The 17,169-nt window shown below is 46.5% G+C and carries 11 protein-coding genes; all 11 read left to right on the top strand.

What is annotated here, in order from left to right; genetic code table 11:
• The first annotated feature begins 106 nt into the window (after positions 1–106).
• The 11 genes from MHB56_RS06645 to MHB56_RS06595 all read left to right on the top strand — a co-directional run bounded on the left by MHB56_RS06645 (position 107) and on the right by MHB56_RS06595 (position 17,157).
• Complete coding sequence (locus MHB56_RS06645; protein ID WP_341143407.1) at positions 107–2,248, top strand: S-layer homology domain-containing protein; 2,142 nt, start codon at positions 107–109, stop codon at positions 2,246–2,248.
• A 71-nt stretch (positions 2,249–2,319) separates the two neighbouring features.
• The gene (locus tag MHB56_RS06640; RefSeq protein WP_341143406.1) at positions 2,320–5,250 is read left to right on the top strand and encodes an insulinase family protein; all 2,931 of its coding nucleotides are present in this window, start codon (positions 2,320–2,322) and stop codon (positions 5,248–5,250) included.
• A 155-nt stretch (positions 5,251–5,405) separates the two neighbouring features.
• Complete coding sequence (locus MHB56_RS06635) at positions 5,406–5,837, top strand: MarR family winged helix-turn-helix transcriptional regulator (protein WP_341143405.1); 432 nt, start codon at positions 5,406–5,408, stop codon at positions 5,835–5,837.
• 18 nt (positions 5,838–5,855) lie between these two features.
• Positions 5,856–7,238: an MATE family efflux transporter gene (locus MHB56_RS06630; protein ID WP_076186925.1), complete on the top strand. Its 1,383-nt coding sequence runs from the start codon at positions 5,856–5,858 to the stop codon at positions 7,236–7,238.
• A 191-nt stretch (positions 7,239–7,429) separates the two neighbouring features.
• Positions 7,430–8,335, top strand: a complete 906-nt coding sequence (locus MHB56_RS06625; protein ID WP_036683142.1) for a carbohydrate ABC transporter permease — start codon at positions 7,430–7,432, stop codon at positions 8,333–8,335.
• A gap of 63 nt (positions 8,336–8,398) precedes the next feature.
• The gene (locus MHB56_RS06620; protein ID WP_052097522.1) at positions 8,399–9,181 is read left to right on the top strand and encodes a carbohydrate ABC transporter permease; all 783 of its coding nucleotides are present in this window, start codon (positions 8,399–8,401) and stop codon (positions 9,179–9,181) included.
• 140 nt (positions 9,182–9,321) lie between these two features.
• Positions 9,322–10,686, top strand: coding sequence for an ABC transporter substrate-binding protein (locus MHB56_RS06615; RefSeq protein ID WP_341143404.1), 1,365 nt, complete (start codon positions 9,322–9,324; stop codon positions 10,684–10,686).
• Positions 10,687–10,789: 103 nt separating this feature from the next.
• Positions 10,790–12,589 (top strand): cache domain-containing sensor histidine kinase, encoded by a 1,800-nt coding sequence (locus MHB56_RS06610; RefSeq protein ID WP_076186923.1) that lies wholly within the window; start codon positions 10,790–10,792, stop codon positions 12,587–12,589.
• Positions 12,564–14,162 carry a response regulator transcription factor gene (locus MHB56_RS06605; protein ID WP_076194771.1) on the top strand — a complete coding sequence of 533 codons (1,599 nt, stop codon included), beginning with the start codon at positions 12,564–12,566 and terminating at the stop codon, positions 14,160–14,162. The genes MHB56_RS06610 and MHB56_RS06605 overlap by 26 nt, the downstream gene beginning before the upstream one ends.
• Before the next feature lie 24 nt (positions 14,163–14,186).
• Positions 14,187–16,052: a DUF2264 domain-containing protein gene (locus MHB56_RS06600; RefSeq protein WP_341143403.1), complete on the top strand. Its 1,866-nt coding sequence runs from the start codon at positions 14,187–14,189 to the stop codon at positions 16,050–16,052.
• Entirely contained in the window at positions 16,042–17,157 is a 1,116-nt protein-coding gene (locus MHB56_RS06595) for a glycoside hydrolase family 88 protein (RefSeq protein WP_076304642.1), read from the top strand. Before MHB56_RS06600 ends, MHB56_RS06595 begins: the two co-directional genes overlap by 11 nt.
• Positions 17,158–17,169 lie beyond the last annotated feature (12 nt).

Genomic DNA, 17,169 nt, shown 5'->3' with positions numbered 1-17,169 from the left:
TCATAGCTGGATGAAGCTACATATTACAACATATTCAGGAACTAAATCCCAGTTTGCTGCGTCTAACTTATAAAGTTCTAGCAAACTACATTGGAGGAGAATGAATATGAGAGCTACACCCATAAACCGGACTATAAGGAAGGTTACACTTACCGCATTATGTATTTTGCTTGTATTGCTGAGTGGCAGGGTAATGGCGGAGCCGTCTCCGGCACAAAAGACAACCGCGGTATTCACAGCGGAGATGCAGAGTGCCTTGGAAGGGGCACAGAATGTGCTGCTGACGATACAGCCATTCCCGGACGAAGCAGCCGTAGGTTTCTTCAAGAATGGGCGCAGTCTGCCCAAGGGATATCTGGAGCAGACTGCCGATAAGATTCTGGAACAGCGGGGCAAGTTCACCAAGGTGGCAGAGCTAAGTCGAACAGCGCTGGCTTACAGTGCTGCGGGGGGCAACATCAACAACATCGCTGGTATTGATCTTTATCCATTCCTGATGAATCATGACGGAATTGATTCGGAAGGGGCAGCAGCGGTAGCAGCCGCCTATATTACCTCGAAGAATTCCATTTCAAATTCATTGGAGCGGACAAACCGTTACCCCGATTTGTTGTTTTATCAGCTGCTTGATATGCAGCTAGCGGACGGTAGTTGGCCGCTGGCCGGGCAGAAGCAAGGAGATCTGGTAGCTACTGCCTGGGTACTAACCGCACTTGCTTCGGAAGTGAGTTCAGAACAAACAGCGCAGCCGATCGAGAAGGCTTTGTTGTGGCTTAAGAGCAAGCAGCAGCTAGACGGAGGGTTCGATGGTAAAACTGCGACGACAGCGCAGGTGATTGTTGCTTTATCCTCGCAGGGAGTCGATGCAGCAGATTTCACCAAGGAAGGCGGAGCCTCGCTGCTGGACCATTTGCTGGCGCGGAAGCTCCCGGGTGGCGGCTTTGCGCAGACAGCAGGCGGAGGAAACGATAGTCCCGCAACTGTGCAAGCCTATCTTGCCCTGACTTCCTATAAGCTGCTGTCCAAGCAGGCTGGCATGCTGTATAGCGGACTGCATCATGCTGGACTTGACCGGGCAACAATTCAGGTCGAAGGACCCGGTGGCACCGTTGCCGGGGGGCATATTGTTGGCGGAGATGCTGTGAAGGCAGCGGCAGCTTTTTTACAGGCGAAGGGTCTGGCGTATAAGCTGAATGCGGATGCAGCTAAACCTGCCTTCACAGCTATCGAGGGGATTCAGAACGGGCGATACAATGGACGCGGAGAATGGAAGATTGCTGTATTCAGCGGGGGCAGTGCATGGATGTATCCTGAGAATAGCCCGTACAGACTGACGATAGGCAATGGGGATCAGCTGCTTGTTTACTACGCGGACGATACAGAACTGCTTGACCGGATGGAAGTGAAATGGAAAGATAAAAATGGCCAGGAAATGGGTGGATACGCAAGCGCCAATATGCCGTTTTCCCTCCATATCACCAAGTCAAACGGTCAGCTGGGCGGTCTTCCGGCTTTCGGCGCTACTGTGACACTTCAAGGAAAAAGCGTAGTGGCTGACAGCACGGGAAAGGTGTCATTTGCCGGCATGAAGCCCGGTGTCTATCCTGTGCAAGTCACCAAATACCGTAAAGATGCCGCTCCAGCACTTTCCAAACGGACGTTTGCGCTGCATGTCTCTTCCCCGGAATTGGCCAGCTTTACGGATGCCAATAAAGTCGCAGCTTGGGCACGTTTGGATATCGCAACAGCGCTCAGCAGCGGATATATTCAGGGCGTGAGTGCCAGCGGAAATGTGCTGGCTCCTAAGCAGAAGCTGACCCGGGCTGAATTTCTGACCCTGCTGCTGCGGCTATTGCATGAGTTCCCCGATGCCAAGGCCACTTCTAGCTTTAAGGATGTTCCGGCGGACAAATGGTACAGCCGTACCATCGCCAAGGCTGAGGAGCTGGGCATTATCAGCTCTCCAACCGGTAAGTTCGAGCCGGACCGCGGTATTACGCGGGAAGAAGCGGCGGTTATGGTAACCAAAGCCGCCCGGTTGTCTACGTACGGCAGCCCGGACCGTGTGAAGTTTGCCGATACTTCCAGTTTGTCAGAGGCGAGCCGCCAGGCGATTCAGGGCGTGAATGAACATGAAGTAATGACCGGCAGCGGGGGCCGCTTCGATCCAAAGCAGATTCTGGTGCGTGAGCAGGCAGCGGCAATTTTAGTCAGACTGCAGAAATTAATCCCGGAAGCCTTCTATTAATGGAATAAACGTCCAGGGATATGATAAGCTTCAGATAGAGTTATCACATCCAGTGCAGAGGAGGCAAATCTATGAGCCGCTTGATCACAGGCAATATATATTATGGATTTCAGGTCGTTAATGAGGAATTTATCCGGGAGATCGATTCCGCCGTATTCACGATGGAACATCTGAAGAGCGGCGCCAGGCTGCTTTTCGTGCAGAATCAGGATGACAACAAGGTATTCAGCGTGAGCTTCAGGACCCCGCCTGAAGATAGTACAGGGGTCTTTCATATTTTGGAGCATTCTGTATTATGTGGTTCGGAGAAATATCCGGTGAAGGAACCTTTTGTAGAATTGCTAAAGGGTTCGATGCAGACATTCCTGAACGCATTTACGTTTGGGGATAAGACGATGTATCCGGTGGCGAGCCGGAATGAGCAGGATTTCTCCAATCTGATGGAGGTCTACCTGGATAGTGTTTTTCAGCCGAATATTTATAAGCAAAAGGAGATTTTTGAGCAAGAGGGCTGGCATTACGAGCTTCAGCAAACAGAAGCTGAGCTGATCTATAAAGGCGTGGTTTACAACGAGATGAAGGGTTCCTATTCCTCGCCGTTTACGGTACTGATGGACAGGATCAAAAAGTCGTTGTATCCAGACACGATTTACCGTCATTCTTCAGGTGGAGATCCGCAGGAGATTCCTGCGCTTACGTATGAGCAATTCCTTGAGGCGCACAGCAATTATTATCATCCGTCCAACAGTTATTTTTATCTGTACGGAGACGTCTCTATTGAAGAGAAGCTGCAATTTATAGACCAGGAATACCTTAGCCGTTATGAAAAAAACAGCTTTGATACCTCCATTCCCCTACAACAGCCTACCGGAATGACGGAGCTGGTAGCGGATTATCCGATTCTGGAAGCAGAAACGGCCGACGACAAAACTTATTTGAGTCTGAACTATGTAATTGGAACCTCTACGGATCGGGAACTGAATCTGGCTTTTGATATTTTGAAAAGCATGCTGATGGACAGCAATGCAGCTCCGCTTAAGCAAGCCCTGCTGGAAAGCGGTCTGGGTAAAGATGCCTTTGCTTTTTATTCCGACAGTATGGTTCAGCCGCTGCTTGGCATTACCCTGACACATTCGAACGCCTCCGCCAAAGATGCCTTCGTGGAGCTGGTGAAGACCACATTAAGCAGCTTGGTTAAGAACGGGCTGGATGAGAAGCTGGTGCTGGCGGCGGTCAACAGCAAGGAATTTGAGCTGCGGGAAGCGGACTTTAGCCGATATCCAAAGGGACTTACTTACAATATCGAAGTGATGAAGTCCTGGCTCTATGACGGTCAGCCGTCTACTCATATGCTTTATGAAGAGGTATTCACTACCATTCGGGAAAAGATAACGGATCGTTATTTTGAGAAGCTGATTGAGGTCTACTTACTGAACAGTGATCATTGCAGTCTGGTGGTGCTGAACCCGTCCAAGACGATTGCAGCCGACAAGGAAGCGAGCACCCAGCGTCAATTAAGTGAATACAAATCATCACAGCAACCAGACCAGCTGGAGCAGCTTGTGCAGAGTACACAGCATCTTCTGGCGCGGCAAGGTCGTGCAGATGCAGCCGAGGATTTGCAGAAGCTGCCAAGTTTATCTCTACAGGACATTAACCGCAGTGCTGAACCTCAGGTGCCATCCCATGAATATAACCTTGAGGGTCTAAAGCTGATCCACCATGACGTATCTACTCAAAAGATTGCGTACTGCAAGTTTTATTGGGATACGAGTGTTGTGGCTCCTGAGCAAATTCCTTATCTTGTGCTGCTGGCAGAGGTATTGGGCCAAATGGAGACAGCTTCTTACAGCATTGAAGAGCTCACTAGTGAAATTGGGATCAAAACCGGAGGCATTCATTTCAAAAATGAGATCTTTGGCGCTGCAAAAGATACTGGGGCCAGTTATCAGCCTAAATTCACTGCGCAGGTTAAGGTGATGGCGGGGCATATTGGCGAATCGCTGGATCTGCTGCGTGAGATGCTCTATACCAGCGCGCTCGATAACTTGACGAAGCTAGAGGAAATCGTCCGGCGGGAAGCCTCACAGATGGAATCAGTCCTGAATCAAAAAGGTAATGAAATCGCGGCCAGCCGCCTGATGTCTTATTTTTCGGACATGGGAGCGTATCAGGAGCAACAGGGTGGCGTGGCCTATTACCGCTTTATCCGTGAGCTTGCCGAGAAGATCGATCAGCAGGGAGCAGAGGTGGCAAACACGCTGAAGGATATCTGTACGGTTTTATTCAATAAACAGAATTTGATCATCAGCGTGACGGGTACCCCTGATTTGTATGAAGAATTCGCCGCTAATGTAGCGAAGCTGGATATTCAGGATCAGCCAGTGGTGAATAAACCTAAGATTACGGCGCAGGGGCATGCGGATAATGAAGGTTTTATGTCTTCCAGCCAGGTGCAATATGTGGTTAAAGGCTACGACTTCAACAAGCTAGGATTTACGTATTCCGGCAAAATGCAGGTGCTCAAAAAAATCATGAGCCTCACCTATCTGTGGAATGCCGTGCGCGTGAAGGGCGGAGCTTATGGCGGCAGCCTGATGCTGCGCAGAGATGGGATATTGATGTTCACTTCCTACCGTGATCCCAATTTGCAGGAGACGCTGGAGGTTTATGATCAGGCGTACCGATTCACCGAAGGATATGAAGCGGATGCCGACGAGATGACCAAAGCAATTATCGGCACCCTGTCCATGTTGGACCAGCCGCTGAGCCCAAGCGCTCAGGGACGGCGGGCGGACCGGCATTATTTTGAACAGGTTACTGGGGCCGAGCTGCAGCAGGAACGGGATGAAATCTTGTCGACCACACCGGAAGACATCAGACAGTATGCCGATTTGCTTAAGGCTGTGACGGAACAAAATTATTTCACAGTTGTCGGCAATGAATCCAAGCTGAAATCAACAAAAGTCTTATTTGGAAACCTAGAAGAACTTGTGATGTAATTCTCTCTATAAACTCCTCTTCAGTACCTGTCTACTCGACAAGTGCTGGAGAGGAGTTTTTGTATTTAGTTAGAACCTTGACAGTTAGAGTTCTATCTATTATGATAATGATGTTACTTAGAGTTCTAACTAATCCGCAAGAGGAGGAAATAACAATGAACAAACCCATGGTAGACACACCATTTTCTAATTTAATACGAGAGATTGGGATGAAAATAAAAGGTACAGCTGACACCAGGTTAAATGAGTTAGGTCTGAACTCACAACAAGGCCGCATGATCGGCTATATTTTTGAGAATCAAGAAGAAGGGGTTATTCAGAAGGATTTAGCGGAGGTCTTTAACAGGAAGGGGGCGAGCATTACCAGTATGCTTCAGGGGTTGGAGAAGAAAGGGTATATCCAGCGTGTCACTCCTGAAAATGATGAACGTCAAAAGAGTATTTTTGTATTGGAAAAAGGTGCTCTTTTAGTGGAAGAGTTCAATGAGATTTTCTCTGAGGTAGAAGCAAGCATTACTAAGGCGCTTAGTCCGGAAGAAACTGCAACCCTAAAGTCGTTACTTCAAAAAGTTAGTTCAAGTTTATAAACGTTCGGAGGTTCACTTATGACAAATGAGTTCTCAAATCAATATTATTTAGAGTCGGCGCCCATGAAAAAAGCGATCGCTCATTTATCGATTCCCATGATGATTGGGATGTCTGTGGGTACTATTTATAATGTAATCAATGCTTACTTCATCGGCTTATTACACAATACCAGTATGCTGACCGCAATCACGCTGGGCCTGCCTATTTTTACCGTTTTAATGGCTTTTGGAAATGTGCTGGGGGTAGGCGGAGGAACATTTATAACTCGCTTGGCGGGGCAAAAAGAGATGGAAAAAGGGAAAAAGGTTGCCGGATATACTTTTTACGGGAGTATTGTAGTGGGGCTTCTTATCGCGCTCATCGCTTGGTTAGCTATAAATCCGATCACGCGAATGCTTGGTGCAGATGCTGCTACCTTAGACTTTACGAAGTCTTATGTGCTCACTCTTTTTGCAGGCGGATTTGCTGTTGTGCTTAATTTTGCTTTGGAACAACTGGTCCGTTCGGAAGGTGCCTCGAAGGAATCGATGTATGGTATTTTTATCAGTACGGCTTTAAGTTTGATTTTTGATCCTTTATTTATTCTCGTGCTGAATTGGCATGTTGCCGGAGCTGCTTTGGCTATGGTTTTAGCAAATTTGGGTTCTGCCATTTATTATATTTACTTTTTGGAAACGAAAAGTGAGCATTTAAGAGGATTTTTGAAGCATTTCAAGATATCTGTACGAGATCAGCTTGAGGTTTATAAAATAGGTACAGCCGAGCTATTGCAAGCCAGTTTTTTAATTGTCAGCACGCTTTTGTTAAATAACTATTCCATTCAATATGGGGAGAGTGTGGTCGCCGGATTTGGTGTGGCTTTAAGAATTGTGCAGATTCCAGAATTTTTATCGATGGGTTTATTTTTGGGATTGATTCCGCTATTTGCTTTTAACTTTGCTAGTAAAAATACGGAGAGACTTAAATCCAGCATCAAATACGCTTTTGCATATATAGGCAGCATTGCAGTTGTTTTTGTAAGTCTAGTATATGTGTTTAGAGGAACGATTCTTCATTGGTTCTCAGGCGATCCTTCTGTGTTAAGCATGGGAACTTATATTTTGGCAGCTATGCTGATCTCCGCTTTATTTAATGGATTTACCGGATTATTTATGAGCATTTTTCAAGCAACAGGGCAAGGCACACCCACTACTATTATGGCGATAAGCCAAGGTGTATTATTTATACCGATGATTATCGTATTGCATTCTATTTTTGGCCTGCATGGTGTGATTTGGTCGATGACTGTGACTGAGGTAATAACGAGTGTGATGGGTGTGGTTTTGTTTATGATTTTTCGGAAAAAGCTGAATAGTGCGGGCGTTGATGGAAAAGGTGCTGTAGAGGTTACGCCGGTATAACGCGATTGCTTTATGTAAAACTCAATATGGATTTTGTTTACTGCGGGAGCTTGGCTCGCGCTTTTTTTGCGTTGTGCAAAAGGAATATAAAACTGCTGGATCGGTAAAATTCGTTCCAAAATGAACAATTCTAGTTCTTATGAAGACTGCTTACTTTTTCTACAATTATGGATAAGTAAAGGAGGAGAACTATGATACGCAAAAAAAGGTTTCATCTTAACATGGACACACGCGAAGCGATGGCAGGATATCTATTCGTTGCTCCGCTTATGCTTGGGCTGATCATCTTGACGTTGATCCCGGTGCTGGGCTCACTGCTGTTAAGCTTCACGGACTGGAACTTTGTGGCTGGGTTAGGGGGGATTAAGTTCGCGGGCGTGGATAATTTCATCAGGCTGTTTCATGATGATGCTTTTATGAAAAGCTTGCTGAACAATTTGCTCTTTATTATCACAGTACCGGTTACGATCATCGTTGCCCTGCTGCTGGCTATCCTGATTGATAAACAGGTTTTTCTGAAGGATTTGTTTAAAGTGATTTATTTCCTTCCTTATATCTCCAGTGTAGTAGCCATCGCTATGGTTTGGCAGGTTATGTTTCACCCTTCACTGGGACCCGTCAATCAATTCCTGATGTCACTGGGGTGGAACAACCCACCCAAATGGTTAGCGGATATCCATTATGCTCTGCCGTCGCTGATGTTGATTCAAGTTTGGATTCAGCTCGGTTACAACATTATTATTTTTATTGCAGGTTTACAGAGTATTCCTAAGGATCTTTATGAAGCGGCTGATATTGATGGTGCCAACGTCTGGCGCAAATTCCGCAACATCACGGTTCCCTGCATTTCGCCAACTACCTTTTTCCTGCTGGTAACAGGGGTTATCGGCTCATTTAAAATCTTTGATCTGATACAAGTATTGACCCAGGGTGGACCGGCTAACTCCACGACCGTTATCGTCTACGAGTTATATGATACAGCCTTCAATCAGCTGAAGACAGGTTACGCCTCTAGCATGGCACTCGTTCTGTTCCTTATTTGCCTGATCATTACAGCCTTGCAGATGTTGGCGCAAAAAAAATGGGTCAACTATTAAAGGCGGAAAGGAGAAATTACAGTGAAAAAAGAGCTTCTATCCAGAACCTTCTGGACCATCGCCATGGGACTGCTAGGTATCGCATTTCTTTTACCGTTCCTATGGATGTTATCCACTTCCTTTAAGCTGGAGAAAGATGTGTTTAACTTTCCGATTCAATGGTTGCCACAGCAGTGGAACCTCATTGAAAATTATAAACAGGTATGGTCGGGTGACTTCGCTCGCTATTATGGAAATTCCATTTATATTACGCTGGCTACGACTATAATTAATGTGCTGATATGCGCACTTGCTGCTTATGGGTTCTCCAAGCTGCGTTTTCCGGGCAGGGATGCGATGTTTATAGTTGTATTGGCACTTTATATGGTTCCTCCGCAGGCTTCGTTGGTTCCACAGTTTCTACTGTTTAACTGGCTGAATTTGATTGACACACATTTGGGATTAATCCTGATTAACAGCTTTAGTATTATTGGAGCGTTTATGCTCAAGCAATTTTTTATGGGGGTAAACAACGAGTATCTTGAATCGGCGCGGATGGATGGAGCAGGGCATTTTCGCTCTTTTCTACAGATTGCCTTTCCGCTGATCCGTCCCGCTGTAGCTACTTATGCTATTTTGCGCTTTATTTGGACCTGGAACGACTATCAATATCCACTCATTTTTTTGAAATCCAAGGAGCTGTTTACGATTCAGCTGGGGATCCGGTTGTTCGGGGACCAATACGGGGATGTCTATTCACTCATGATGGCTGGTGCGGTATCTGCAATCCTGCCGTTGCTCATCATTTTTGCACTCGGACAGAAGCAGGTTATTGAGGGAATTGCCCTCGGAGGTGTGAAAGGATAATAAAAGTCAAAATAGTTTCTCTTCGGTAGAATATGAGAACTTTCCTCGTCAATCCTGCATGTTAGGATGTTCTTGTAAGCAGTTACATAGTCACTGGTTGTTAAGCAAGTGATGCCCAACACATTTATAGGAGGGTCTATATGAAAAAGAAATTATTATCTGCATTCATCATCACATCGATGGCGTTATCATTGGCCGCTTGCGGCGGAAATGCGAAAACCAATAATGCAGGAGCGACTAATGCACCCGATGCTGGTGGAAATTCAAAGCCTGCAGCAGAGAAGGTTACCCTGAAGCTGAGCACCTGGCAGACAGAAGCCAAAGCGAAATGGAGCACGATTATCGCGGAGTTTGAGAAGACGCATCCCGATATTCATGTGGAAGTAGATTTGCTGAACGAAAAAGGTGATTCGGTTGCCTCTATGCAGAAGCTGGATTTGATGGCGGCTGCGAGCGATCCGCTGGATATTGTCGAACTGCCTTATACCAACTATTCACAGCGTGCAGATATCGGTTTGTTGGAACCGATGGATGACTATATTCAGAAGGAAGGTTATAAACTCGCAGATGAATATCTGGTGGACACTACGGTCAATGGCAAAATCTATGCATTACCGTCTTCCATGCAGCGCTGGTTCGTGCTCCTTAACAAAAAAATGTTAGATGAGGCGGGCCTTCCGGTTCCGACCGACTGGACATGGGCGGATTTCGAAGAGTATGCCAAGAAATTGACCAAGGGTGAGGGCGCAACGAAACGTTTTGGTGCGTATCTGCATAATTGGCCGGATTATTTCCAGCTCCAGCTGATGAGCAAGTCTACGGATAATACTTTTCTAAAAGCTGATGGAACCTCCAATGCACTTGACCCGCAATTTAAGGCTAATCTGCAGATGATGAAGAAAATGATGTACGAAGATAAGAGTGCCACTCCTTATGAGGATATTATTTCGCAAAAACTAGCCTACCGGAATCAGTATTTTAACGGTTTAGCAGCGATGCTTCCGATGGGCGACTGGATGGTTGCGGAATCGGGTGGAACGGATGCCATTCCGGCAACCTTTGTTACCGCGTTTGCGCCGATCCCCCGTCTTGACAGTGAGAGCAAACATTACTCACCCGTACAGCCGACCTACATGGGAATAGCCGCTAAATCCAAGCATAAGGAGGCTGCCTATACCTTTGTGCGCTGGTATACCTCAGAAGGACTGGAAATCGGTGGACGCGTTTTCTCTGGCTGGGCCAAATCGGATACGAATAAATTAGTGGATACAATTGTGAGTGGTTCTAAGGATTCCTCTAAGATTGATGTCGATTCTCTGAAATATACGATGGAGAACTCGACACCTGGTGCAACGCAGGTTCCGGCTAAATATGCAGATGAAGCTAAGAACAACGTTATTCCAGAAGCGGAGATGTATCTCCTTGGCCAACAGGATCTGGATGTCACAGTTGCCAATATCGATAAAAAAATAACGGAAGTTGTTCAGAACAATAGCGGAAAGTAAGCGGAGCTGATTGTACGCTTTTCAAAGGGGGCTTATAATGTGGGGGCAGGAAAGCATTTCTGCCTCCTGCTCCAAATTCAAACAGATGTGGGGCCTGTAATCCGTGTTTAGAAAGCATCAATCCCTCCGTAAGAAACTTGTCTGGTCATCGCTGATCTGCGTGCTGATCCCGCTTGTCTGCATTTACATGGTTACAGATTATTTGACCCGGGATCTCATTCTGGAGAAAGCGGTTGGTAGCGCAAGAGAATCTTTAAATGCAGCCAGCGCCAATATGAATGCCATATTTGAACAGACACTGGAACAGTCCAACTTTGTGCTCCAGAACAGCGAGATCAGGCAGATGATGTCTGCCGATTCAGAGTCGCTCCGTGCACCAAAGCAAATCATTCAGTATAACCGTATGTCGCGGATGCTGGATGATATGTTTGTTTTAACAGAATATTTGAAGGTGACGTTAATCGGAAAAAATGGTTTGATTTATACCAGCTATCCTTACAGTGACTTTAACCCGAAAAATTTCTACAACAAAAATTGGACATCGTTGCTGAAACAAATTCAACCCATTTCGACTTATTGGAGAGCGGAGCACGATACGTACTACAATTATTCTGATAAAGGCTCAGCTGATTGGGTAACCATTGCGAGGCCGATTCAATCGACCTCCAGCAGTACCATCGGATATTTAATTATTAATATCAATGAGCGTAAGCTCCGTCCTTATCTAAATAACGATAATGATAAAGAGATGATGCTTTTGGATGACAAGGGAACTGTAGTTTCCCATGCTGACAAGGCCCGAATCGGAGAGACGATGACGTGGTTGAAAATGGATGGCGAGCTTGACACTGTGGAAATCGACGGAGAGAAGTTTTTATATGTTGATCAGGAGCTGAGCAGTAACAAATGGCGGATGGTCAGCATTATTCCGCTGAAGGCAGCCTTGTCGAAAAATAAGCAGATTTTATTTATCAGCCTGGCGGTGCAGATTCTTTTCTTTACCTTGTTTTCCGTTCTCTTAACCGTTCTAATCTCAAAGCTGACTCAGCCAATCGTAAAATTAAGCGCTTTTGTAAAGCGAATAGGTCGTGGTCAGTTGGATGAACGTTCGTTCATTCGAGGGAATAATGAGGCAGCACAGCTCGCCCGCACTATTGACCAGATGCTGGATCGGATCGAGTCTATGATTGAACAAATCACTTATGAACAGACGGGAAAAAGAAAAGCCGAACTAGAGATGCTGCAAGCGCAGATCAATCCACATTTTATGTTTAATCTGCTGAATTCGATTCGCTTAAATATCCTGATGCAAGGCGATCGGGAGAATGCTGAGTTGATTGGTTCGCTGTCGTCTTTGCTCCGGATGACCTTTAACAGGGACAATGAGTTTATCCCGCTTCGTGAGGAGACAGATACGATATCGCATTATGTCACTTTAATGAATTTCCGCCATGCCAATCAGGTCAGGCTGGAAATGAATTTAGCGGACGGTAGCGCTGAAGCACTGGTGCCTCGATTTATGATTCAACCCATGATCGAGAATGCCATCATCCATGGCTTCGAGCAGTTTGGTGGCGAGATTTTTATTGAAGCTCGTATTGTTGCAACTACGGGAAGCTTGGTTATCACCATTAAGGATAATGGGATCGGGATGTCGCCGGAAACTTTAACAAGACTTCGTGAAACCGCATACAGCAGCGAACAAATTACAGAGGAGGACAGAAAAGGGTTCTCCGGCATAGGTTTACGCAATGTGGCCCAACGCCTCAGTATGATTTATGGCGCTTCTTTTAAGCTGAATATTCAAAGTGAACCTGATGTGGGCACAGAGATTTGTCTGGAGTTTCCTCTGGATTACGGAAAGGTGGGTGTGGAGAATGCTGACGGCAATATTGGTGGATGATGACTATCCGGTTATCCGTTATTTGTCGCAGGCCGTACCTTGGAGTGAGCTCGGTATTGAACTCATCGGATGTTATTATAGCGGTCTCGAGGCTTGGGAAAAAGCACAGCAGAGTCCACCAGATCTTATTATTACCGATATTGGCATGCCCAAGATGAACGGGCTGGAGATGCTGGAGCTATTCAGAGCTGTGCAGCCCGGAATCCGTGCGATTATTCTCTCCTGCCACAACGAATTCAAATACGCCCAGCAAGCGCTGAAATTAAACGTAGGAGAATATATTTTAAAAGAATCACTGGATATTGAGCAGTTACAGCAAGCGATTAGCACCCTTGTGGCGGAAGTGGGACTGAATAGGCAGCAGCATACAGAGATGCTGGTTTATAAGCAAAAGCAGTCTCAAAATCGCGCCGCGCTGAAGGAAAAGTTTCTAAAAGATACCTTGTATCAATCCTGGGATAAGGGGGCTTGGATCGAGCAGGCCCGATCAAACGGAATTATGATCCATGCCAAAAACTATATCCCGCTGGTTATTGTAATTGATCGTCCAGAGGAAGCTTCAAGGGTGCGCCGGATGAGTGAATATACGATTTCTTTTGCGGTTGAGAATATTATGCAGGAAGTGCTTGAGGCTGATCACAGTCTGTTTATTTCGAGATACAGCCATAAGGAGATTGTCATTCTCTTTTGCAGCGACCAGCCTTCCAAAGATCACCAGGCTATCTATCACTCCATTCAAAATGCAGCCTCTGCGGTTCAAAAATATCTTAAACTCTCTGTCTCTTGCTTATTTGGCGCTGAGGCGCGCAGTCCTGAGGAAATTCGTGGAACATTGCAGCGGATGCTGAGGGAGAAAATACAGCGCTTTTATCTCCCTGCGGCGGGAATCCACCGTTTTGAAGAAGTCTGCTTTTCCGGAGAAGATATTTATGCTGAATATGGAACCTTATACGCTGTTATCAATGATGATATTGCCTTGAACAGGAACACGGAGCTTCGCGTTCATGTAAAGGAATGGAGGGAATGGGTGGCCTCGCAAAAATTCCATCCGAATGAAGTCAAGGAATGTGTGCTTCGCTTGCTGATGGACTTGCAGATGAAGACGAAACAGCTTCTGCAATCTCCATTGCCTATAACCGAAGAAAAGCTTTTTAGCGTGGTTGGTGACATTGAAACTCTGGAGCATTTGGAACAATGGCTGGTGCAGTACTTGGAGGAATTAGCGCGGAAAATAAGTATGTTCTCCATCAAGTCTAAACGGAGTGAGGTCATCAAAGCCCAGCAGTTCGTGATTAGTCATGTGACGGAGAAAATAACGCTGGAGGACATGGCAGGCCGCCTTAACTTAAATGCCAGTTATTTCAGCCGCTTATTCAAACGGGAAACAAACCAGAACTTCATCGAATATGTAAATATGCTAAAGCTTCAGAAGGCAAAGGAGCTGCTTAACCAATCTGAAAAGACAGTGGAAGAGATCTCCGAGTATCTGGGATATGCCAACAAAAGTTATTTCATCAAGCTGTTTAAACGGGAAATGGGCATGAGGCCTAGTGAATATGCCGCTTGGCATTGAGTGTGGACAGGAGGAAACATTGCTGTGGGAATAAAGGGCACTAAAAATGAATTACAGATGTTCCTAAATGAACTATATACTCCACTGGAGCGCAGATTTACCTCTGGTTGTGCAGGAATTAATATGGGCGCTACAGGATCGATATACAATGAAGCTACAGCGCTTATGGAAGCTTTCGCCCGTCCTCTATGGGGCCTTGTTCCCCATGCCAGCGGTGGAGGGGAAAGTGCACTCTGGCCGATGTTTCTGGAAGGGATCATCAACGGAACAGACCCGGAGCATGAAGAATATTGGGGGCAATTTACTACCAAAGATCAGCGTATGGTAGAGCAGGCCGTGTTGGGACTGGGGCTTGCTCTTGCACCACATAAAATGTGGGAGCCGCTGAGCGACACGCAGAAAATGAATGTATATAACTGGCTAAATCAGATTAATCATGTGGATCGTTCCAATCCGAATAACTGGCTGATGTTCACGGTTCTTGTGAATGTGGGCTTCAAGAAAGTCGGATTACCTTATGATCAGAGCATAATGGATGATTATCTAGCGCAGATCGATAATTACTATCTTGGTGACGGTTGGTATTCCGATGGATTGACCGATCAGAGGGACTATTATATTGCTTTTGCTATGCATTATTATACGCTGATATACGCTAAGCTGATGGCGGATGATGATCCTCAGAGAGCTGCTGTTTATCGGGAAAGATCCGCACGATTTGCCGAGGATTTCATTTATTGGTTCGCTGAGGACGGAAGCGCACTTCCTTTTGGTCGTAGCCTGACCTATCGTTTTGCACAGGTTTCATTCTGGAGTGCGCTGGTGTATGCAGATATGGTTCCTTTTTCATATGGCGTTCTTAAAGGAATCATTATGCGCCATTTTCGTTGGTGGTTTGAACAACCTATTATGGGATTAGACGGACTGCTTAGCATCGGATATGCTTATCCGAATCTAGTCATGACAGAGAACTACAACGCCCCCGGATCTCCGTATTGGGCCTTTAAAGCTATGCTTATTCTTGCCTTGCCAGATGATCATCCTTTTTGGCAGGCGGAGGAAGAGCCGTTGCCTATTTTGAAAGAGGTACGGGCTCTCCAAGAGGCGCGAATGCTTGTGAGTCGTCCGGAAGGAAACAGGCAGGTTATTGCCTATACCTCTGGCCAGATGGCTAACTTTGATATGGCCCATAGTGCAGCCAAATATTCTAAATTTGCATATTCCACTCTGTTTGGTTTTAGTGTCCCGAAAGCGGGTTACGGGTTGGTTCAAGGCGCTTACGATTCTACACTCGCACTATGCGAATGTGATGAACACTATCGGGTACGCAGATTCTGCGAGACCTGGGAAATCGGGGACAGCTATGTATATTCCCGCTGGCATCCCTGGAGTGATGTACATGTGGAGACATGGATTATTCCGGCAGGTCTATGGCATGTTCGTGTTCACAGCATTCATACTGCCCGGCGGCTGGATGTAGCGGAGGGTGGATTTGCCATTGGCCAGTCAGCTGGCTTCTCGCACAGTGAACGGGAAATCATTAAGGTATCGAACACTGCTGTTTCGGTGCAGCTGCCCTGGGGAATCAGTGCCATACATAGGCTAAGCGGCTTTGATCGGGGAGAGTGCGTATATCCCGAGCCAAATACCAATCTGCTGAAGCCGCGGACACTTCTTCCGAGCTTGTACTCCAGACTGGAACCGGGAGATCAAGTATTGATATCTGCTGTCTTCGGAGCGACGAATACTCCGGAGAACCAGGCAAGTCTTGCTTCACCGCCGCTTATTCAATGGCACTCGGACGGAAGGGTTGCTGTATACGAACCTAGTAACGATACACTTTTGCATACTGTTGATTTAAGGGAAGGGAGAAACAAAGATGTGGAATAAGGCTATTGAGGATGCGATTCACAAAGTTGGGAGCAATATGGCTAACCATCCGGGCAAACTGCCTCATATCGCTGAGGGGCAACAGTACGAATGGGGAGACAACGACGACTGGATAGAAGGTTTCTATGTTGGGATGATGTGGCTTGCTTATGAATATAGTAAGGATTCATGCTATAAGGAGGCGGCAGCCTCTTGGTTAGGGGACTTCAAGCATCGTCTGGATCAGCACATCGCCCTGGACCATCATGACATTGGTTTCTTGTATACACTGACCGCAGTAGCGGAGTGGAAAATAACGGGCAGCGAAGCGGCGCGAGCTGTCGGTCTGCAAGCTGCGGACACGCTGTGCAAGCGCTGGCGTGAACCAGCAGGGATTCTTCAGGCCTGGGGACTGGAGAGTGACCCGGAGAATGCGGGACGTATCATTATTGACTGCTTGATGAATTTACCTCTATTATTCTGGGCAGCGGAGGAAACAGGAGATAAGCGCTATTATGAAATAGCGCTCGAACATGCGTTTAAGAGCCGGAAATTTCTTGTGCGTGGGGATGCCTCCTCTTACCATACTTTTTATTTTGATCCGGCTACCGGAAATGCAATTCGTGGAGGAACACATCAAGGTTATGAGGACGGATCGACCTGGACACGTGGTCAAGCTTGGGGAATATACGGTTTTGCTCTGGCGTATCGCTATACGCAGAATGAGGATTTTCTTAAGACTTCTAAGAGCCTAGCGGATTATTTTATCAGCCATCTACCGGAGGATAGTGTGGCTTATTGGGATTTCGATGTGCCAGTGGGAGCGGAGACCCCTCGCGACAGCTCGGCTTCGGCGATTGCTGCAGCCGGTCTTTTGGAACTGCTCGATCACCTAGGCGTAGACGATCCGGACCGGGCCTTTTATGAAGTTGCTTTACACCGTAGTATGAAATCCCTAGTGGAAGATTATGCGACATCTGGAAATCCGGAAGCAGAGGGACTTCTAAAGCATGGTTCTTATCATGTGAGAGGTGGACGTGTGCCTGATGGTCATATGATTTGGGGAGATTATTATTATTTGGAAGCGCTGATCCGCTTGCAGACCGGCATCCGAGGCTATTGGTAGTGGGATGTTAGG

The sequence above is a fragment of the Paenibacillus sp. FSL H8-0315 genome (assembly GCF_038005365.1).
Taxonomy (GTDB): Bacteria; Bacillota; Bacilli; order Paenibacillales; family Paenibacillaceae; genus Paenibacillus_AQ; species Paenibacillus_AQ odorifer.
Note: the sequence above shows the minus strand (reverse complement) of the source record. Positions and strands in the feature narration are given on the sequence as shown.